This window comes from Faecalibacterium sp. Marseille-Q3530, assembly GCF_017377625.1.
Classification (GTDB): domain Bacteria; phylum Bacillota; class Clostridia; order Oscillospirales; family Ruminococcaceae; genus Faecalibacterium; species Faecalibacterium prausnitzii_E.
Map to the genome: position 1 here is coordinate 39,650 of NZ_JAFREH010000011.1, position 18,280 is coordinate 57,929.

At 61.3% G+C, this 18,280-nt stretch carries 19 protein-coding genes and 1 other annotated feature; of the genes, 9 read left to right on the top strand and 10 right to left on the bottom strand.

The window, feature by feature from the left end:
- Positions 1–16: 16 nt before the first annotated feature.
- From J3350_RS09910 to J3350_RS09925, 4 genes are all read right to left on the bottom strand, one after another.
- The gene (locus J3350_RS09910; RefSeq protein WP_097791951.1) at positions 17–781 is read right to left on the bottom strand and encodes an amino acid ABC transporter ATP-binding protein; all 765 of its coding nucleotides are present in this window, start codon (positions 779–781) and stop codon (positions 17–19) included.
- Positions 771–1,535, bottom strand: coding sequence for an amino acid ABC transporter permease (locus tag J3350_RS09915; protein WP_207686497.1), 765 nt, complete (start codon positions 1,533–1,535; stop codon positions 771–773). The genes J3350_RS09910 and J3350_RS09915 overlap by 11 nt, the downstream gene beginning before the upstream one ends.
- A 106-nt stretch (positions 1,536–1,641) precedes the next feature.
- On the bottom strand, positions 1,642–2,481 hold the full coding sequence (locus tag J3350_RS09920) for an ABC transporter substrate-binding protein (RefSeq protein WP_097791949.1): 840 nt from the start codon (positions 2,479–2,481) through the stop codon (positions 1,642–1,644).
- Between the two features lie 256 nt (positions 2,482–2,737).
- The gene (locus tag J3350_RS09925; protein WP_207686498.1) at positions 2,738–3,313 is read right to left on the bottom strand and encodes a nitroreductase family protein; all 576 of its coding nucleotides are present in this window, start codon (positions 3,311–3,313) and stop codon (positions 2,738–2,740) included.
- Between the two features lie 199 nt (positions 3,314–3,512).
- Here J3350_RS09925 and J3350_RS09930 point away from each other — a divergent pair, with 199 nt between their 5' ends.
- Positions 3,513–4,121 (top strand): hypothetical protein, encoded by a 609-nt coding sequence (locus J3350_RS09930; RefSeq protein WP_207686499.1) that lies wholly within the window; start codon positions 3,513–3,515, stop codon positions 4,119–4,121.
- 40 nt (positions 4,122–4,161) lie between these two features.
- On the opposite strand, the gene J3350_RS09935 is transcribed toward J3350_RS09930, so the two are convergent.
- Complete coding sequence (locus J3350_RS09935; RefSeq protein ID WP_207686500.1) at positions 4,162–4,632, bottom strand: threonine/serine exporter family protein; 471 nt, start codon at positions 4,630–4,632, stop codon at positions 4,162–4,164.
- Entirely contained in the window at positions 4,629–5,423 is a 795-nt protein-coding gene (locus tag J3350_RS09940; protein ID WP_207686501.1) for a threonine/serine exporter ThrE family protein, read from the bottom strand. The genes J3350_RS09935 and J3350_RS09940 overlap by 4 nt, the downstream gene beginning before the upstream one ends.
- A 390-nt stretch (positions 5,424–5,813) precedes the next feature.
- Positions 5,814–6,086 (top strand) — a binding site (T-box leader).
- Between the two features lie 116 nt (positions 6,087–6,202).
- Here J3350_RS09940 and J3350_RS09945 point away from each other — a divergent pair.
- The 6 genes from J3350_RS09945 to J3350_RS09970 all read left to right on the top strand — a co-directional run bounded on the left by J3350_RS09945 (position 6,203) and on the right by J3350_RS09970 (position 12,223).
- Positions 6,203–7,123 carry a MetQ/NlpA family ABC transporter substrate-binding protein gene (locus tag J3350_RS09945; RefSeq protein WP_242700242.1) on the top strand — a complete coding sequence of 307 codons (921 nt, stop codon included), beginning with the start codon at positions 6,203–6,205 and terminating at the stop codon, positions 7,121–7,123.
- 30 nt (positions 7,124–7,153) lie between these two features.
- Positions 7,154–8,167 carry a methionine ABC transporter ATP-binding protein gene (locus J3350_RS09950; RefSeq protein ID WP_207686503.1) on the top strand — a complete coding sequence of 338 codons (1,014 nt, stop codon included), beginning with the start codon at positions 7,154–7,156 and terminating at the stop codon, positions 8,165–8,167.
- The gene (locus tag J3350_RS09955; protein WP_097791942.1) at positions 8,164–8,820 is read left to right on the top strand and encodes a methionine ABC transporter permease; all 657 of its coding nucleotides are present in this window, start codon (positions 8,164–8,166) and stop codon (positions 8,818–8,820) included. The genes J3350_RS09950 and J3350_RS09955 overlap by 4 nt, the downstream gene beginning before the upstream one ends.
- A 113-nt stretch (positions 8,821–8,933) precedes the next feature.
- On the top strand, positions 8,934–10,208 hold the full coding sequence (locus J3350_RS09960) for an O-acetylhomoserine aminocarboxypropyltransferase/cysteine synthase family protein (RefSeq protein ID WP_097791941.1): 1,275 nt from the start codon (positions 8,934–8,936) through the stop codon (positions 10,206–10,208).
- Between the two features lie 19 nt (positions 10,209–10,227).
- On the top strand, positions 10,228–11,163 hold the full coding sequence (gene metA, locus J3350_RS09965) for a homoserine O-succinyltransferase (protein ID WP_207686504.1): 936 nt from the start codon (positions 10,228–10,230) through the stop codon (positions 11,161–11,163).
- Between the two features lie 28 nt (positions 11,164–11,191).
- On the top strand, positions 11,192–12,223 hold the full coding sequence (locus J3350_RS09970) for a P1 family peptidase (protein WP_207686505.1): 1,032 nt from the start codon (positions 11,192–11,194) through the stop codon (positions 12,221–12,223).
- 334 nt (positions 12,224–12,557) lie between these two features.
- Here J3350_RS09970 and J3350_RS09975 read toward each other — a convergent pair whose 3' ends face one another.
- Genes J3350_RS09975 through J3350_RS09985 form a run of 3 tightly spaced genes read right to left on the bottom strand, consistent with a single transcriptional unit; the run spans position 12,558 to position 14,833 of the window.
- Positions 12,558–13,136 (bottom strand): flavin reductase family protein, encoded by a 579-nt coding sequence (locus J3350_RS09975; RefSeq protein ID WP_207686506.1) that lies wholly within the window; start codon positions 13,134–13,136, stop codon positions 12,558–12,560.
- A complete protein-coding gene (locus J3350_RS09980) occupies positions 13,133–14,110 on the bottom strand; it encodes a glycosyltransferase family 2 protein (RefSeq protein ID WP_118553593.1) in 978 nt (325 codons plus the stop codon). Before J3350_RS09980 ends, J3350_RS09975 begins: the two co-directional genes overlap by 4 nt.
- A gap of 42 nt (positions 14,111–14,152) precedes the next feature.
- A complete protein-coding gene (locus tag J3350_RS09985; RefSeq protein WP_207686507.1) occupies positions 14,153–14,833 on the bottom strand; it encodes a Crp/Fnr family transcriptional regulator in 681 nt (226 codons plus the stop codon).
- 178 nt (positions 14,834–15,011) lie between these two features.
- Here J3350_RS09985 and J3350_RS09990 point away from each other — a divergent pair, with 178 nt between their 5' ends.
- Positions 15,012–16,040, top strand: a complete 1,029-nt coding sequence (locus tag J3350_RS09990) for an ABC transporter substrate-binding protein (protein ID WP_207686535.1) — start codon at positions 15,012–15,014, stop codon at positions 16,038–16,040.
- 45 nt (positions 16,041–16,085) lie between these two features.
- On the opposite strand, the gene brnQ is transcribed toward J3350_RS09990, so the two are convergent.
- The gene (brnQ, locus tag J3350_RS09995; RefSeq protein ID WP_207686508.1) at positions 16,086–17,345 is read right to left on the bottom strand and encodes a branched-chain amino acid transport system II carrier protein; all 1,260 of its coding nucleotides are present in this window, start codon (positions 17,343–17,345) and stop codon (positions 16,086–16,088) included.
- A gap of 167 nt (positions 17,346–17,512) precedes the next feature.
- Between brnQ and J3350_RS10000 the strand changes: the two genes are divergently transcribed.
- Entirely contained in the window at positions 17,513–18,280 is a 768-nt protein-coding gene (locus J3350_RS10000; RefSeq protein ID WP_207686509.1) for an ABC transporter permease, read from the top strand.

An 18,280-nucleotide genomic window follows, 5' to 3' on the forward strand; every position in this document is an offset into this window, starting at 1 on the left:
TTTGTTGAAAGCAATGTTACAGCATCTTGGACAGGAACGCCTTCAGGCGGGGATGCTTGGGGTTGGCGAACAGCTCCTGCGGGGGCTCGTCCTCCTGGACTTTGCCGTCGTCGATGAAGATAACGCGGTTGGAGACCTCGCGCGCAAAGCCCATCTCGTGGGTGACGACCAGCATAGTGATGCCGGTGTGGGCCAGCTCCTTCATCAGCTCCAGGACCTCGCCGACCATTTCGGGGTCCAGCGCGGAGGTAGGCTCATCGAAGAGGATGACGTCCGGGTCCATGGCCAGGGCGCGGGCAATGGCGATGCGCTGCTGCTGGCCGCCGGACAGGCTCTTGGGGTAGGCGTCGGCCTTGTCGGACAGGCCGACGCGGGCCAGCAGCTCTTCGGCGCGCTTGTCAGCTTCCTGCTGGTTCTTCAGCTTGAGCAGGGTGGGGGCCAGGCAGAGGTTCTGCTTGACCGTCAGGTGCGGGAAGAGGTTGAAGTGCTGGAACACCATCCCCATCTTCTGGCGGACGGCATCAATGTGGCTGTCATCGATCTCGACGCCCTCAAACTTGATGGAGCCGCCGGTGGGGATCTCCAGCCGGTTCAGGCAGCGCAGGAAGGTGGACTTGCCGCAGCCAGAAGGGCCGATCAGGCAGACCACGTCGCCGCGGTAGATGTCGATGTCGATGCCCTTCAGGACATCGAGGGTGGGGGTGGGCTGCTTTGCGCCCTTCTTCTTGTCGCCGCCGTAGGTCTTGGTCAGACCGCGGACTTCCAGAATCTTATCGGTCACCTTGAGCCATCCTCCTCTCAAACTTCGTCAGCAGCCAGGTAAACAGCATGACGAGGATCAAATAAACAAGTGCAACGCCGCACAGCGGGAACATGGCCTCGTAGGTGCGGTTCATGATGCCCTGGGCCGCATACAGCAGCTCCTTGCCGCCGATGACGGTGATGAGCGAGGTATCCTTGAGCAGGACGATGAACTCATTGCCCAGAGCCGGCAGCACGGCGCGGATGGCCTGCGGGATGATGATGACCACCATGGTGGTTATGTAGTTCAGGCCCAGGCTGCGGCCGGCTTCCATCTGGCCGGGGTCCACAGCCATCAGGCCGCCGCGGATGATCTCGGATACATAAGCGCCGGAGTTGATGCCCAGCGCCAGCGCACCGACCATGGTGAAGTTGCGGCTGTTGGCAAAGATGACCATGCTCATGATGAGCAGCTGGACCATCATGGGGGTGCCGCGGATGATGGTGGTGTACACCTGGCAGATGGCGTTGAAGAAGCCCAGCACCGGGTTCCTGCGGTCGGAGCGCTGCTGGTCGTGGGCTACACGGACCAGTGCGACCACGCTGCCCAGCACCACACCCAGCGCCAGTGCGATGGCCGTGACCAGAAGCGTGGTGCCCACGCCCTGAACGTACTGCATCCAGCGGTCCTTCAGGATGAACGCCTGATAAAATTTGTAGAAGAATTCCTGCCCGAAGCTGAGCTTCGTGCCGCTGTTGAGCAGCTCTTTCAGCAGTTCATATTGTGCGGCCATTCGCATCCTCACTTTCCTGTTTTGTCAGATTTTTGTAACCTTCTTTTTCCAAAAAAGGGGAGGGGCTCCTTTGGAGCTTCCTCCCCGTGGTGCACGGTCGCGCTGATCACTCAGCGGTGATGTACTTGTCCACGATGGACTGCAGGGTGCCGTCAGCCTTCAGCTCTTCCAGAGTAGCGTTGATGGCATCTTCCAGAGCAGAACCCTTTGCCATGCCGATGGCGTAGTCTTCCTCAGCATAGCTGGTGTCCAGAATGACCAGACCGGGGTTGGCAGCAACGAACTCCTTGGCGGGAGCGTTGTCGATGACGACAGCATCCACCTGGCCGTTGTTCAGAGCCTGCACAGCGGTCAGGCCGTCGTCGTAAGCCACGACGTTCTCATCGCCGAAATCATCGGAGCAGTAGATGTAACCGGTGGTGCCGCGCTGGGTGCCGATCTTCTTGCCGGCCAGATCGTCGGGGGTAGCGATGTCAGAGCCTTCGGGAACGATGATGGACTGGATGCCGGTAGCATAGCTGTCGGAGAAGTCCATGACGGCCTTGCGCTCGTCGGTGACGGTGACGCCAGCCATGACGATGTCGGCCTTGCCCTGCTGGACGCTCAGCAGCGCAGCATCGAAGTCCATGTCGTCGATCTGAAGCTCCAGACCCAGCTTCTCAGCAATGGCCTGTGCGGTGTCCACGTCGATGCCCTCGAACGCACCGGTGTCGGTGGTCATCTCATACGGAGGGAAGGCAGCGTTGGTGGCCATGGTCAGCTTGCCGGCCTCAACGGTGGTCAGCTCAGCAGCAGCGCTGGAAGAAGCTGCCTCGGAGGAAGCAGCGGCAGAGCTTGCAGTGGAAGAAGCGGTGCTGGAAGAGGAACCACCGCAGGCAGTCAGAGCCAGAGCGGCAGCGGTCAGACCAGCAGCAGCCAGGAAGCTGCGACGGGTAATCTTTTTCATATTCAAACACTCCTCGATTGATTGTATAATCTTTCATCTCTCTGCGGCGATGCGATTCATCGAAACATCAGAGAACGGGTCTAGTATAGATTGCACAAATAAAAAAGTCAAGCGTTGTGCAAAAATTCGATAAAAATGAAACCGTTTTGAGAACACTTATGCAATCATACCGGGAAAATGAATGAATATATGCAAAAACCTCTCTGCCATGGCTCCGAGCAGCAGGCTCAACGGAGAGGTTGTACGAAGAGAGACCTTACAAATACCGTGCGATCTCCTCAGCACTCCGCTTCGGCACACAGTAGTCCTTCTGGCCGTCCAGATAATACTTCACGCCGGTCTCCCCGGTCAGGGGGACGATATGGGCTTCGTGGGTGGGGTAGCCGAACGCCACCATAAATGCCAGCTTTTCCGGCTCCTTGATGTGGAGCAGCTCGGTGAGGGCGGGCTTGTTGATGGCACCCATGATGCAGCTGCCCACGCCCTTGTCCCACGCGGCCAGCGTCATGTTGGCCAGCGCGATACCGGTGTCGGTGTTCAGGTCACCGGGGATGGCAGTGTCCTGCACGACGGCTACATATAAAGTGGGCATCTCGTCGGCCTTGGGGGTGCCCTGCTCCGGGGGCAGATAGGCGGCCCATTTGACCAGCGGCTGGACGCTGGCCACATCTTCGGGTTTGTTCACGACCACCAGACGCACGGCCTGACGATTGGCTCCGCAGGAGGAGAGGCGGACGGCTTCGATGATGTCCTCAACCACATCCTGCGGGACAGCTTTCTGCGCAAAGCGGCGGTAGGTGCGGCGGGTGAGAAGTTTTTCCATAACAGACATGAGAGCGTCTCCTTTCGATCGTTCTGAGAACAGTATAGCGCGAACGGCCCGCCTGCGCAAGCACCGGTTAAAAAGGAACAATTGACAGCGTTTTCCACCAAATGGTATAATGAAAGCACAAAAAACAGCGTGAAAGCGGAAAAACAGACCGCATTTCACCGCGCAGCTCTGCCAGACCGGCAGGGAGAAAGGAACTGCTATGAGAAAACGAATCCTGAAAACGCTCGCCATGCTGGGGCTTTCTGTCTGCATCCTGGTGGGCGGGGCCGTATCCAGCGTTGCAGAGGAACCGGCCCGGAAGGAGTGCAAGGAGAACGAGCACAAGTGGAAGACCTTCGTGGAGTATCGTGAGGACTGTGTGCCTACCGACTTCACGCTGGAGGGAAAGACCTTCACCCTCTGCCCGCACTGCGGCAAAGAGGGCAGAAAAGACCCCGTACAGCGCCTGACCAAGGTGAAGAACACCTTCTCGAACTTCTCCAACCTCGAAATCTATGAGGGCAGCCTGCAGGACGGCCCGAAGATCATGACGGTGGCCTTCTATTACCAGACCTGCATGAACAAGGTCGTCTGCACCAAGTGCGGCAAGGTCAAGAGCAACACGGTCGTCACCGATGCCCGTGTGATGGACTCGGATGTCACGGCGAACATCGAGCTTCCGGCTTCTGCGGTGCAGGGGTACACCCTGCAGCAGGTCCATGCCGATGGAAGCAAGACCCCGGTGCAGGTCAGTTACAGTGAGAACGGCCAGAAGGCGTTCTTCCAGCTGAACATGGCAGGCGGCGCACAGCTGCTGCTGCTCTCCTGATGAACAAAAACGCTCCGGCATGGTGCCGGAGCGTTTTTGTTCATTTCTTGGGGCGGGTCTTGAAGCGGGGTAGCGGAAGCCCCAGCACCAGCGCGATGCCGATGGCAAGGGCCACGGCGACCTTAAACGTCGAGATGCCGTTGGCCAGAGCCAGAGCGTTGTTGCCCTGGATAAAGTAGTAGGCGGTGTAGTAGATGCCGGCACCGGGCACCAGCGGGAAGATGCCGGCCAGCAGAAAGATGGTGACCGGCGTTTTGAGTACGATGGCGAAGATGCGGGCCAGCAGCGTCAGCGGGATGACGGCCAGCAGCGAGGCGGTAAAGCTTTCCAGCCCGAAGAGAACGGCCAGCTCGTAAATGAACCAGCCCATCGCGCCGACAAGGCCGCAGTAGGGCAGGGTGCGCTTGGGGGAGGCGAAGAGGACGGCAAAGCTCAGGGTGCCCGCCCCGGCGATGAAGAACTGGGCCACCAGCTGGCCAATCTGCTCGCTCGTCAACAGAAGTTCGCTCATGCGGCCACCACCCCCGTCCATGCGGCATAGGCCCCCAGCACCAGACCGGTGCCGATGGCAATGCTGGCTGCGATGAGCAGCGCGTCGATCATCCGGATGGTGCCGGAAAGATAATCGCCCTGCACAAAATCCCGGATGCCCATGGTGAACGCGATGCCGGGCGTGAGGATCATCAGGGTGCCGATGATGGCATGGCTGGCCTCGGTGTGGAGCAGGTGGCAGCCCAGAATGCAGAGGATGGTGATGAGCGAAGCGGTGGAGATGGTGCGGAACCCGCCGCCTATGGGGTGCCGCCCGCAGAACAGCAGATAGGCGTTGGCCGCACAGCCCGCCACCGCAGCGACCAGCGCGGCCCGCAGGGTGCCGCCGAAGATGAGCGCGAAGCAGAACGCGCCCGAAAGCCCGGCCAGAAGCTGCACCCGGCCCTTCGGGAAGGGAATGTTCTGCGCCTGCACCAGGCGGCTCTCGGCTTCGTCGATGGTGGTCACGCTGCCCTCTGCGATCTGACGGGACAGCTGGTTCACCGCAGCCACCCGGCCCAGATGGGTCGTGCGGGTGGGCACGTTGCGCACCTCGCTGATCTCGGCCGTGCCGGCACTGGCAAAAATGCCGTTGGTCAATACATATACATGAAATTCCCGCAGATGGAAGCTGCGCGCCATGATCTCCATGGTCTGCTCCACGCGGAAGACCTCCGCGCCGTTTTCCAGCAGCGTCTGCCCGGCCGCCATAATGAAATCCATGATGCGGCGGCGCTGTTCTGCGTCGGGATACAATTCCCTGCCGTTCATTGCGTCTCTCCTTACTGTGCCGCAAAGGGCATACGTTCTTGATTTATAAGATAGCATGTCTTGCCCTCTCAGTCAACGCCTTTGGCGTTGCCAGCTCTCCCGCAGGGCGAGCCACTGGCGAACCGGTCTTGGCCGTGCTGACTGCACAGGCCCATGCTGCCGGAAGGCGATGGGCCTTGCTGCTCAGGCAAACGGCTGCTGGCAATGAGGACAGGGCCCAGCCGTTCGGGAGCCGCAGGCGGCAGTGCGCAGGTCTGCCTGGTCTGCCAAGGGCTCTCCCTTTGGGAGAGCTGGCCGCAAAGCGGCCTGAGAGGGTATTCCCTACCAAAAAACTTCGTTGAAAGGGTTGACAAATGCCGAAAAGGGGATTAGAATAAAGCCAATATCACAAAAATGGCTGTGAAGAGAAGAGTAGGTTTTCGCATTGATCCTTCCAGAGAGCCCGGTCGGTGGAAAAGGGCAGGAAACAGGGAACCGAAAATGGTCTCGGAGCTGCGGGGGCGAAGTGCAAGAGTGCTAAGCCCGCGACGGGAGCGCCCGTTACAGCGTCCGGCTGTAAGCAGTGGGAGGAGAAAGCCGCTGCCGCAGCATCGAGGCCGGGCCCGTGAGGGCGCGGTGAACCAAGGTGGTACCACGGAAGTTTTATGCGCTTTCGTCCTTGTGGGCAGTTGCCCGCCGAGGACGGAGGCGCTTTTTTCGTGCTTCCGGCTGCACAAGGCGCAGAAAAATGTGCTGCGCAGTGCAAAAAAATGATGGAACAACAAGAGAGGGAAAACATTATGTCTAAGATTTCGCGCCGTGATTTTCTGAAAGTGACCGGCATCGCTGCCGCTGCAGCTGCCCTGACCGCCTGCGGCGGTTCTTCTTCCACCGCAAGCAGCACCGCTTCTTCCGCGGCCGCCTCTTCCGAGGTGGTCAAGAAGTTGGATAAGATCAGCGTGGCCGTGCCCAACGACACCACCAACGAGGCCCGCGCTCTGGCTCTGCTGGAGAAGAACGGCTTCTTCAAGGTCAAGGCGGATGCCGGCCTGACCGCCACCAAGAACGACATCGAGGAGAACCCGTTCAACGTCAACATCGACGAGGTCGAGGCTGCACAGGTGCCCAGCGTTCTGCAGGATGAGGACTACGCCGTCATCAACTCCAACTACGCCATCTCTGCCGGTCTGAACCCCGTGGAGGATGCACTGGCCATCGAGGACGGCTCTTCTGCTTACGTCAACGTTCTGGTCTGCAAGGACGGCAATCAGGAGTCCCCCAAGATCAAGGCTCTGGCCGCCGCTCTGGAGAGCCAGCAGGTCAAGGACTTCATCGATGAGAAGTATGCAGGCTCCGTCGTCTTCGTCGTGGAGAACCCCACCGACGGCTACGACTCCACCGTGGACTACGATGCACTGAACGGCGAGACCGTCAGCTGCGCCGCAACGCCGGCTCCCCACTGCGAGATCCTGGAGATCTGCAAGGACATCCTGGCCCAGAAGGGCATCACCCTGGACATCCAGGAGTTCGATGACTACATCCAGCCCAACAACGTCGTCGAGGACGGCCAGATCGACACCAACTACTTCCAGCATCAGCCCTACCTGGACGACTTCAACCAGGAGCACGGCACCCATCTGGTCACCGTGGCCGGCATCCACGTCGAGCCCATGGGCATCTACGGCGGCAAGCAGAGCGACCTGTCTCCCATCGAGGGCTAAGCTCTCCGTCTGATTCAAAGGAGCATTTCCGTGATCGAGATCAAACATCTTTCCAAGACCTTCCAGATGAAGGACGGCGCGGTCAACGCGCTGAGTGATATCAACCTGACCATTCCGGATGGTTCCATCTACGGCATCATCGGCATGTCCGGTGCGGGCAAATCCACGCTGGTGCGCTGCATCAACCTGCTGGAACGCCCCACCGAGGGCAGCGTCGTCATTGACGGCGTGGAGATGGAAACGCTCTCGCCCGCCGAGCTGCGTGCCCGCCGCCGGGAGATCACAATGATCTTCCAGCAGTTCAATCTGCTGATGCAGCGCAGCTGCCTGAAGAACATCTGCTTCCCCATGGAGCTGGCCGGGGTGAAGAAGGCCGACGCCGAAAAACGCGCCCGCGAACTTCTGGAGATGGTGGGCCTGCCCGACAAGGCCAACGCCTACCCGGCCCAGCTGTCCGGCGGCCAGAAGCAGCGCATCGCCATTGCCCGTGCACTGGCGACGAATCCCAAAGTTCTGCTCTGCGACGAGGCCACCAGTGCGCTGGACCCCAACACCACTCACTCCATCCTGACCCTCATCAAGGACATCAACCGGAAGCTGGGCATCACGGTGGTGGTCATCACCCACCAGATGAGCGTTGTGGAAGAGATCTGCGATCACGTTGCCATTCTGGACGGCGGCGTGGTGGTCGAGCTGGGCGAGGTGAAGGAGATCTTCGCCAACCCCAGGACCGCAGCGGCCCGGCGTCTGGTGGCACCCAACGGCGGCAGTGCGGCCCGTGACCTGTCGAGCTTCGCGCCCGACGACCATGTGGTCCGCGTGACCTTCAACGGCTCGTCTGCTGCAAAGCCGCTGGTGGCGAGCCTCGCGGCAGAAAAGGGCATCCTGGTCAGTGTGCTCAGCGCCGATACCCGCGACCTGAGCGGCCAGTGCTACGGCAGCATGCTGCTCAAGCTGCCCAAAGACACAGAAGAAGCAAAACAGGCGGCTGCCTACATGCGCAGCCAGCCCGGTGTGACGGTGGAGGAGGTGACCGGCGAATGAGCATTGCAGATTATGGCTTTGCCATCTGGGAGACGTTCTATGTGACGGTGCTCTCCACGGCCTTTTCGCTGGTCATCGGTCTGCCGCTGGGCGTCCTGCTCGTGGCCGGGGATAAGGACGGTGTTCTGCCCCTGCCCGGCTGGCTGATGCACCTGCTGAATATCATCATCAACATCCTGCGCAGCGTTCCGTTCCTGATTTTGATGATCTGCGTTTTCCCGCTGACCCGCCTCATCGTGGGCACGACGGTCGGCACCAAAGCTACCATCGTGCCGCTGGTGGTCGCAGCCTTCCCGTTCGTGGCGCGTCTGGTGGAGACCAGCCTGCGCGAGCTGGACGAGGGCGTGGTGGAAGCGGCCCAGAGCATGGGCGCAACGCCGTTCCAGATCATCACCAAGGTCATGATCCCGGAGTGTCTGCCGGGCCTCATTTCCAGCATGACCACGGCCCTGACCACCATTCTGGGCTACTCGGCCATGTCCGGTGTCATCGGCGGCGGCGGTCTGGGCAAGATCGCGCTGTCCTACGGCTACTACCGCTACCAGACGAACATCATGATCGTCTGCGTCATCCTGCTGGTGCTGCTGGTGCAGGTCTTCCAGACCGCCGGCACCCTGTGGGCCACCCGGAGCGATAAGCGGCTGCGCAAGTAAAAAAAGCTGCCCTTCGGCAGGGAAAAATTTAACGTTTCAATTCCCCGCCGGAGGTCTGTCTTCCGGCGGGGAATTGTGCTATTCCGACCAACCCAGTAAAGGAGTATGTAACAATGAACCGTGATACCATCTGTGTGCAGGGCGGTTATACGCCCGGCAACGGCGAGCCCCGCCAGATCCCCATCATCCAGTCCACCACCTTCAAATACGCCACCAGCGAGGATATGGGCAAGCTGTTCGACCTGGAGGCCGACGGCTATTTCTATTCCCGTTTGCAGAACCCCACCTGCGACCTGGTGGCCAAGAAGATCTGCGAGCTGGAGGGCGGCACGGCCGCGATGCTGACCAGCAGCGGTCAGGCTGCCAACTTCTTCGCGCTGTTCAATCTCTGTGAGGCGGGCGACCACATCGTGGCGTCCAGCACAATCTACGGCGGCACCTTCAACCTCATCTCCGTCACCATGAAGAAGATGGGTATCACCGCGACCTTCGTAGACCCGCTGTGCAGCGAGGAAGAGCTGGACGCCGCTTTCCAGCCCAACACCAAAGTCGTTTTTGGCGAGACCATCGCCAACCCTGCCCTGACCGTGCTGGACATTGAAAAGTTTGCAAACGCCGCACACGCGCATGGGGTGCCGCTCATTGTGGACAACACCTTCCCGACCCCGGTCAACTGCCGCCCGTTCGAGTGGGGCGCGGACATCGTGACCCATTCCACTACCAAGTACATGGACGGACACGGAGCGGTTCTGGGCGGTGCCATCGTGGACAGCGGCAGATTCGACTGGATGGCCCACGCCGAAAAGTTCCCCGGTCTGTGCACCCCGGACGACAGCTATCATGGCATCACCTACGCCGAGCGCTTCGGCAAAGAAGGGGCCTTCATCACCAAGGCCACGGCCCAGCTGATGCGCGACTTCGGCTCCATGCAGTCGCCCATGAACGCCTACATGCTGAACCTCGGTCTGGAAAGCCTGCATGTCCGGATGCAGCGCCACTGCGACAACGGCATGGCTGTGGCAAAGTTCCTGGAAGCACACCCCAAGGTGGCGTATGTGAACTACTGCGGCTTGGAGTCCAGCCCCTACCATGCGCTGGCCGAAAAGTACCTGCCCAACGGCAGCTGCGGTGTGGTGTCCTTCGGCCTGGCCGGCGGACGCGAAGCCGCCAGCATCTTTATGAAGTCCCTGCGTCTGGCTGCCATCGAGACCCATGTGGCCGACGCCCGCACCTGCTGCCTGAACCCGGCTTCCAGCACCCATCGCCAGATGACCGACGAGCAGCTGAAGGCTGCCGGTGTGCCGGCCGAGCTGGTCCGGATGAGCTGCGGTCTGGAAAGCAGCGAGGACCTGATCGCGGATATCGCACAGGCACTCGACAAAATCTGATCCCGAAGGAGAAATCGTCATGCCCCTGATCATCCCCAAAACGCTCCCCGCCTACGACGCCCTCTATGAGGAGAATGTCTTCGTCATGCACCGGGAGCGGGCGGCCTCCCAGCACATCCGCCCGCTGGAGATCCTGATCCTGAACCTGATGCCGACCAAGATCGCCACCGAGACCCAGATCGCCCGGCTGCTGGCCAACACGCCGCTGCAGGTCCACATGACCCTGCTCCAGACGGCCAGCCACGCGGCCACCCATGTCTCCGCGGCGCATCTGGAGGCCTTTTACAAGACCTTTGATGAAGTGAAGAACAACCGCTACGATGGCATGATCATCACCGGCGCACCGGTGGAGACGATGGCGTTTGAACAGGTGGATTACTGGCCGGAGCTGTGCGAGATCATGGACTTCAGCGAGACGAATGTCTACTCCACCCTGCATGTCTGCTGGGGTGCACAGGCGGGCCTGTACTATCACTACGGCGTCCGGAAGGAGATCCTGCCCCAGAAGATGTTCGGCGTGTTCGAGCACCGGGTCACCCGCCCGTCGAACCCGCTGGTCCGCGGCTTTGATGAGGTGTTCTACGCCCCCCACAGCCGCCATACCGGCATCTCCCGCGCGGATGTGGACCGCTGCGAGGCACTGCGCATCCTAGCCGAGAGCGACGAGGCCGGGCCGTTCCTCATGAGCACCGAAAACGGGCGGCAGATCTTCGTGACCGGCCACCCGGAGTATGATAAGTACACGCTGGATGCAGAGTACAAGCGGGATGTGGCAAAGGGCCTGCCCATCGCCATCCCGAAGAACTACTACCCCGGCGACGATCCGGAGCAGCCGCCCCTCTTCCGCTGGCGCGCCCATGCGCACCTGCTGTATGAGAACTGGCTGAACTATTATGTCTACCAGAACACGCCGTATGACCTGGGGGCCATGGAGCGGGTGAAACACGAAAAATAAAAGCACTGGTCCAAAGGAGGATGCTGCAATGGGAATCGAAACGAACAAATGGGGCTTCCGGGTCGGCAGACTGCCGCACGGCCCCCGGAACAAGATCAGCGATGTGCCGGGCGTGACGGTGGGGCACTGCACACTGGCGGACGGCAATGTCCAGACCGGCGTGACGGCTCTGCTGCCGCATCCGGGCGATGTGTTCCACGATAAGGTGCTGGCGGCCAGCCATGTCATCAACGGCTTCGGCAAGACGACCGGCCTGGTCCAGATTGACGAGCTGGGGACGCTGGAAACGCCGATCCTGTTCACCAATACCCTCAGTGTGGGCACCGTGGAGACGGCACTGGTGAAGTATATGCTGCAGCGTAATCCGGATATTTGCGAGACTACCGGCAGCGTGAACCCGGTCGTCTGCGAGTGCAACGACAGCGGCCTGAATGACATCCGGGGCCTGCATGTGACCGAAGAGCATGTCTTTGCCGCGTTGGCCGACTGCCGGGCCGATTTTGCCGAGGGTGCCGTTGGAGCCGGGCGCGGGATGCGCTGCCACGGCCTGAAAGGCGGCATCGGGTCGGCATCCCGGCAGGTGGAGCTGGACGGGAAGACCTACACCATCGGTGCGCTCGTCCTCTCGAACCATGCCGTTTTCGACGACCTCGTCGTGGCGGGGACGCCCCTCCAGACGCCGCTGGATGCGAAGATCCCGCCCCCTGAGGACAAAGGCTCCATCATCACGGTGCTGGCTACGGACATCCCGCTCAGCGAGCGCCAGCTGCGGCGGCTCTGCCACCGGGCGCTGGTGGGCCTGTCCCGCACCGGCTCCTACTGCGGCAACGGCAGCGGCGAGATCGTGATCGCCTTTACCACGGCCAACCGGATGCCGCATTACGCCGACACGGCCATCCTGCCTATGGCCATCCTCCACGATGACGCCATCAACCCGCTCTTCCGCGCGGTGGCGGAGTGCGTGGAGGAAAGCGTTCTGAGCAGCCTGCTCCACGCCGAGACCGTGACCGGAAATCATGGCCGGACGGTGCGCTGCCTGACCGAATTGCTGGAACAATAAACAAAAGCGGGAAACGCTTCCGTGTTTCCCGCTTTTGTTGCATCTTGTCGAAATCTATGCTATACTGAATCTGCTACTTAGGTAGCAAGGCACTGCACATACGGCAGGCGGTTGGCCTACACTTCCCGAAAGGGGGTGAGGCAATGCGTATTACATTCCATATTGGTGAATTTACGATCACCATTATCGTGAAAAAACGCTGAACCGCCACCTCGGCAAAGGCGACGGTTCAATTTTTGAACTAACCTGATAGCAAGAGGTCAACCGCTTGTCGCAGTGCCTTCTTTGATTTTAGTATAGTGCGTTTTATCGTTTTTGTCAAGTGCGGCGGGAGTCATTTCCGCCGCGTTTTCTTTTTCCGCACACTGTAGCCGAAGGTGCCCAGCTTTTTGCCGAGGCTCAGGTACTCGCCGTGGCTGTAGACGATGAGCCGGGCCTTGTCGAGGCAGAGCTTGCCGTTCTCGTCCAGCAGGCTCTCGTCCACATCGCAGGCTACGACCTCTGCCAGAAAGAGGTCATGGCTGCCCAGCGGGATGACCTGCGTGACCCGGCATTCGAGGTTGACCGGGCTTTCTTCGAGGATGGGGCAGTCGGTCAGGACTGTGCCGGGGGCTGCATGGAGCCCGCAGGCGGCGAATTTGTCCACATCCCGGCCACTTTTGACGCCGCACCAGTCCACCGAGCGGACCAGTTCCTCCGTGGGCAGGTTGATGGCGAACTGCCCGCTCTCCCGGATGAGGTGGTGACTGAACCGCTCCGGCCGGACGCTGATGGATACCATGCTGGGCTGGGTGCAGATGGTGCCCGTCCAGCCGATGGTGATGAGGTTGGGGGTCTCCAGCCCGCCGCAGGAGACCAGCACCGGCGGCTCCGGGTTCAGCAGGGTACTGCCTTTCCAGCTCTGTTTGCTCATCCGTGATACTTCCTTTCATACGGGGCCCAGGTGCGCTCACTGATGATGTAGCGGGGGCGCGCCTTGGTCTCCATGTAGATTTTGCCGATGTATTCGCCGATGACGCCCAGGCAGATGAGCTGGACGCCGCCCACGAAGCAGACGATGCAGATGGTGGAGGCCCAGCCTGCCACCACGCTGCCCAGCGCCGCCTGCACGATGGCCCAGATGACGCCGATGAAGCTGATGAGGCTGACGACGATGCCTGCGCCGGTGATGAGCCGGATGGGCTTGTTGGACAGGCTGGTGATGCCGTCAAAGGCCAGTGCCAGCATCTTGCGCAGGGGGTAGTGGCTCTCGCCGGCCAGACGCTCGTGGCGCTCGTAGCTTACGGTCGCACTGGGAAAGCCCACCAGCGGCACCATGCCGCGCAGGAAGATGTTGACTTCTTTATAGTCCGCAAAGCTCTCCAGCACACGGGCGCTGATGAGCCGGTAGTCGGCATGGTTGAAGACGATGTCGGCCCCCAGAGCGTTCATCAGGTGGTAGAACCCCTCGGCGGTGAACCGCTTGAAGAAGGTGTCGGTGTCGCGGCGGCTGCGCACACCGTAGACTACCTCGGCACCGTCCAGATACTTCTGCACCATCTCGTCCATGGCGTTGATGTCGTCCTGCCCGTCGCAGTCGATGGAGATGGTGACGTCGCAGTCGCTGGCCTTGGCCTCCATCAGCCCGGCCAGCACGGCGTTCTGGTGGCCGCGGTTCCGGCTCTGGGAGATGCCGATGAAGTGTTCATCTTCCTTTGCGAACCGGCAGATGAGCTCCCAGGTGGAATCGCGGGAGCCGTCGTTGACGAAGAGCACCCGGCTCTTGTCGCTGACAAGGCCCTTTTCGGCCAGCGACTGGAGCTTCTGCAAAAACATCGGGGCTGTGATGGGCAGGACCTTTTCCTCGTTGTAACAGGGAATGACGATCCAGAGAATTGGTTTGGACATGAATGTTACCTCGTTTTATGGATTGTACGCAGGAACGGGCCGTCAGAGCACCATCTGCCGCAGCGCATCCGGCTGCAGCAGCTTGAAGCTGGAACGGTAGGTGTCCAGCAGGCCGTCGCGCTGCATCAGGCTCAGCTCCCGCGAGAGGGCGCTGCGGTCGCAGTTGAGGTAGTCGGCCAGCTGGATGCGGGAGAAGGGGATGGAAAAGGTCAGGCTGCCCTGCTGCTCAGCCTCACTGAGCAGGTAGGCGCAGACCTTGGCCCGCAGGCTTTTCAGCACCAGCAGGTCCACCCGGCGGGAGAGCAGGAAATACTTGTCGCTGATGGTGCGCACAAGGTTCTGCAGCGCCTGCTGGTGGGCGGCGCTGCCGTCCGAGAGGAGCAGCCGCTCATAGGGGAAGAGCAGCACCTCGCAGCTGGAAGCTGCCACCACGGTGACGGGGCTGTCCAGACTGGAGCCGCCCAGCACATCGCCGAAGATGCCGCCCGGCCCCATCCGGGTGATGGGCACACGGGCCCCGCCCGGCGCAGGGCGGTAGGCTTCGATGCTGCCGGTGAGCACGATGCCCACCCGGCGGTTGGGCATCCCCGCCTGCACCAGAGCTTCGCCCTTGCCGTAGCTGCGGATCACCGCACCCAGCTCGCTCAGCAGAACGCGGAGCGCGTCGTCTTCGATGCCGGTGAAAAGAGAGGTCGATCGTAACAAAGGAAGAATGTTTTCCATAGCCGTCCTGTGAGGTTTTCTCCGGGCCCTCACCGCCCACTGGCGATTCCGTTGCGCGTGCAACGGTATTTTTGGCTCTATTATAGTAAACTTGAGCCTGTAAAGCAAATGTTTTTCGAAAAATTTGCAAATTTGTTCACGATTGGAACAGATCAAGAGAGGAAGGAACAACACAATGATGAAAAAACTGACATCCCTGCTGCTGTCGGCGGCGCTGCTCGTCGGGATGCTGGCCTGCGGGGCATCGGCCAAGACGAACACCACCGTCCGGGTGGCCGGCCTGAAAGGCCCCACCACCATGGGTCTGGTGAATCTGCTGGCCATGGAAAAGAACGGAACGGCTTCCCAGAACTACGACCTGCAGCTCTACGGTGCCGCCGATGAGGTCGTGCCCAAGCTCATCAAGGGCGAAGTGGACATCGCCGCCATCCCGGCCAACCTCGCCGCCACCCTTTACCAGAAGACCAACGGCGGCATCCAGGTCATGGCCGTGAACACGCTGGGCGTGCTGTATGTGGTGGAAAAGGGCGACACCGTCCACCGCTTTGCAGACCTGAAGGGCCGTACCATCCTGTCCACCGGCAAGGGGACTACCCCGGAGTATGTGCTGCGCTATCTGCTCCGGAAGAACGGCATCGACCCCGACAAGGATGTGAAGATCGAATATTACAGCGAGGCATCTGAGGTGACTGCCCAGATGGCTGCCACGAAGAAAGACGCCATCGCTGTGCTGCCCCAGCCCTATGTGACTGCCGCCCAGATGAAGGACAGCAGCCTGCGCATCGTGCTGGACCTGACCAAGGAGTGGAACAAGGTCTGCGACACCCAGCTCATCACCGGCGTGACGGTGGTGCGCACCGCCTACGCAGAGGAGCACCCGGAGGAGGTCATCAACTTCCTGAAGGACTACCAGAAGAGCGTGGATGCCGCCAACGACGATCTGGACGGCACCGCCGCACTCTGCGAGAAGGTCGGCGTGGTGGCCAAGGCAGCCATCGCGAAGAAGGCGCTGCCCAAGTGCAACATCGTCTACCGCATCGGCGACGAGATGAAGGCAGACGTCAACGCCTATCTGCAGGTGCTCTATGACGCTTCGCCCGCCGCCGTGGGCGGCAAGCTGCCGGATGCAAACTTCTACTACACCGAGGCCACGGTGGCCAAGCGTGTGCAGAAGGCATTCCAGCGCCTGGTCAACTCGCTGAAGTAAACAGGACTTCCATAAAAAAGTGCCGTGCAGCCGCACGGCACTTTTTCATGGGAACAGGAACCCGACCAGAAGTCCCGCCGCTGCCGGGACGACCCAGCCGAAGCCATAGGCCCCCAGCGGCAGGGCGGTGACGAAGGCTGCGGTGAACGGCAGGGCCGCAAGGACGCTCTGCACGGCCGTCAGTGCGACGGTGCAGACGTAGACGCTCCGCTTCTGGAACGCTTTGGGCAGGAACGACAGCGCGATGAGCACGATGGCCGCCGGATACAGTGCGCCCAGAACCGGGGTGGACAGCCGGATGATGCCCGCCAGCCCGATGTTGGAGATGAGCATACTGGCGGCGGCGAAAAAGCCCGCGAGAGCCGGGTAGGGGATGCGGGGGAGCAGGGTGTGGAAATACTGCCCCACGCAGGAGATGAGCCCCACACAGGTGTTGAAGCAGGCGATGAGAAAGATGGCCGCTAAAAGCAGCTGCCCGGCCCGGTCGAACAGGGCGCTGGCAAGGGCAGAGAGGACTTCGGCGCCGGTGGTGCAGTCCGGCGCGGCGGCACCGGTCAGCGCGCCCACATGGCCCAGCATGGCGTAGATGACCAGCAGTAGCCCGCCCGCGAGGAAGCTCGCCCGGATGGTGTTCTGACGGATGGCGTTTTCCTCGGTGACGCCGAGGGCCTGGATGTTGAGCGCGAGGACGGCCCCGAAGTTCAGCCCCGCAAGGGCGTCCATGGTCTGGTAGCCGCCCAGAATGCCTTCAAATGCGGGCAGACGGGCATAGGCGGCGGCAGGGGAGCCGTACTGCGCGGCCACAGGGTGGAGCAGACAGCCCGCGAACAGGACGAAGATCAGCGCGATGAGGGCCGGGCAGAGGACGCGGCCCAGCCGGTCGGTGAGCTTTTCCGGATGGAGTGCCACGAGGAACGCCGCTGCAAAGAAAACGATGGAGTAGCCCAGCTGCAGACCGCGCCCGCCGCCCACCAGAGGCACCAGCATCTCGAACGAGGTGCTGGCTGTGCGGGGGATGGCGAGGCATGGCCCGATGGAGAGATAGACCAGAATGGTGAACACGAGGGAAAATTTCGGGTGGACCCGGCTGGCCAGCTGGTCGAACCCGCCCGCTCTGGCCACGGCCACCACGCCTGCGATGGGCAGGCCGATGGCGCTGACGGCGAACCCGGCAAAGGCAGGCCAGAAGTTGGAACCGGCCTGTGCGCCGAGATGGGGCGGAAAGATCAGATTTCCGGCTCCGAAGAACATCGAAAACAGCGTAAAACCGAGGAGCAGGCGCTGCCTGACGGGGAGCTTCTGCATGGGGGGAGGGCCTCCTTTCCGGGCGGGATGCCCGATGAACTACTTTACAGTATAGAAGCGAAAACTCTTCACGTCAAGAAAAAGAAAGGTGAAGAATTGTATTCTATCACATGATATGCTATCTTATAAAAGAAAAAACAGGGAACGGGAAGGAGCGGACGAACGCAATGAAACAAACGAAAAAAAGCCGCCTGGCAATGTGGGCGGCGGCGGGGTTCTGGCTGGCGGTCTGGCAGGCTGCGGCCATGGCCGTGGGGCAGGAGGTCTTTCTGGTGTCGCCGGTGCAGACGCTGGGCACCCTGCTGGAGCTGCTGCCCCAGGCAGAGTTCTGGCAGCGCATTGGCTTCAGTGCCGGGCGCATCCTGCTGGGCTTCGGGCTGGGGGCGGTGTCCAGCGTGGTGCTGGCCGTGGCCGCCGGGCGCTGGGCGTGGGTGGAAGCCCTGCTCGCGCCGGTGATGCAGCTGGTGAAGGCGACGCCGGTGGCGAGCTTCATCATTCTGGCACTGGTGTGGGTCAGCGGAAGCTCGCTGTCGGTTCTCATCAGCTTTCTGATGGTGCTGCCGGTGCTCTACGGCGCGGTGCGCACCGGCATCGGGAGCGCGGATGTGCAGCTGCTGGAGATGGCAAAGGTGTTCCGGCTCCCGCTGGGGCGTCGGCTGCGGGCCATCTGGCTCCCGGCTGTGCTGCCGGCGTTCCGGCAGGGGTGCAGCGTGGCACTGGGCATCTGCTGGAAGAGCGGCGTAGCGGCGGAAGTCATCGGCCTGCCTGACGGCAGCATCGGCGATGCGCTGTACCGGGCCAAGATCACCCTGTCCACCGGGGAGCTGTTCGCCTGGACTTTTGTCATCATCCTGCTGAGCGCAGTGTTCGAAAAGCTTTTCCTGGCCCTGCTGGACAGAGCCGTGGCCCGTGTGCTGGGGGAAGAGGGTGTATAA

What these genes read in the sequence shown, in the direction of transcription:
- J3350_RS09945 (WP_242700242.1), top strand. Translation starts at nt 6,203, where the DNA reads ATGTCTAAGATTTCGCGCCGTGATTTTCTGAAAGTGACCGGCATCGCT.
- brnQ (WP_207686508.1), bottom strand. Translation starts at nt 17,345, where the DNA reads ATGCAGAAGCTCCCCGTCAGGCAGCGCCTGCTCCTCGGTTTTACGCTG.
- J3350_RS09975 (WP_207686506.1), bottom strand. Translation starts at nt 13,136, where the DNA reads ATGAGCAAACAGAGCTGGAAAGGCAGTACCCTGCTGAACCCGGAGCCG.
- J3350_RS09955 (WP_097791942.1), top strand. Translation starts at nt 8,164, where the DNA reads ATGAGCATTGCAGATTATGGCTTTGCCATCTGGGAGACGTTCTATGTG.
- metA (WP_207686504.1), top strand. Translation starts at nt 10,228, where the DNA reads ATGCCCCTGATCATCCCCAAAACGCTCCCCGCCTACGACGCCCTCTAT.
- J3350_RS09970 (WP_207686505.1), top strand. Translation starts at nt 11,192, where the DNA reads ATGGGAATCGAAACGAACAAATGGGGCTTCCGGGTCGGCAGACTGCCG.
- J3350_RS09925 (WP_207686498.1), bottom strand. Translation starts at nt 3,313, where the DNA reads ATGTCTGTTATGGAAAAACTTCTCACCCGCCGCACCTACCGCCGCTTT.
- J3350_RS09915 (WP_207686497.1), bottom strand. Translation starts at nt 1,535, where the DNA reads ATGGCCGCACAATATGAACTGCTGAAAGAGCTGCTCAACAGCGGCACG.
- J3350_RS09990 (WP_207686535.1), top strand. Translation starts at nt 15,012, where the DNA reads ATGAAAAAACTGACATCCCTGCTGCTGTCGGCGGCGCTGCTCGTCGGG.
- J3350_RS09980 (WP_118553593.1), bottom strand. Translation starts at nt 14,110, where the DNA reads ATGTCCAAACCAATTCTCTGGATCGTCATTCCCTGTTACAACGAGGAA.
- J3350_RS09960 (WP_097791941.1), top strand. Translation starts at nt 8,934, where the DNA reads ATGAACCGTGATACCATCTGTGTGCAGGGCGGTTATACGCCCGGCAAC.
- J3350_RS09935 (WP_207686500.1), bottom strand. Translation starts at nt 4,632, where the DNA reads ATGAGCGAACTTCTGTTGACGAGCGAGCAGATTGGCCAGCTGGTGGCC.
- J3350_RS09940 (WP_207686501.1), bottom strand. Translation starts at nt 5,423, where the DNA reads ATGAACGGCAGGGAATTGTATCCCGACGCAGAACAGCGCCGCCGCATC.
- J3350_RS09930 (WP_207686499.1), top strand. Translation starts at nt 3,513, where the DNA reads ATGAGAAAACGAATCCTGAAAACGCTCGCCATGCTGGGGCTTTCTGTC.
- J3350_RS09920 (WP_097791949.1), bottom strand. Translation starts at nt 2,481, where the DNA reads ATGAAAAAGATTACCCGTCGCAGCTTCCTGGCTGCTGCTGGTCTGACC.
- J3350_RS10000 (WP_207686509.1), top strand. Translation starts at nt 17,513, where the DNA reads ATGAAACAAACGAAAAAAAGCCGCCTGGCAATGTGGGCGGCGGCGGGG.
- J3350_RS09985 (WP_207686507.1), bottom strand. Translation starts at nt 14,833, where the DNA reads ATGGAAAACATTCTTCCTTTGTTACGATCGACCTCTCTTTTCACCGGC.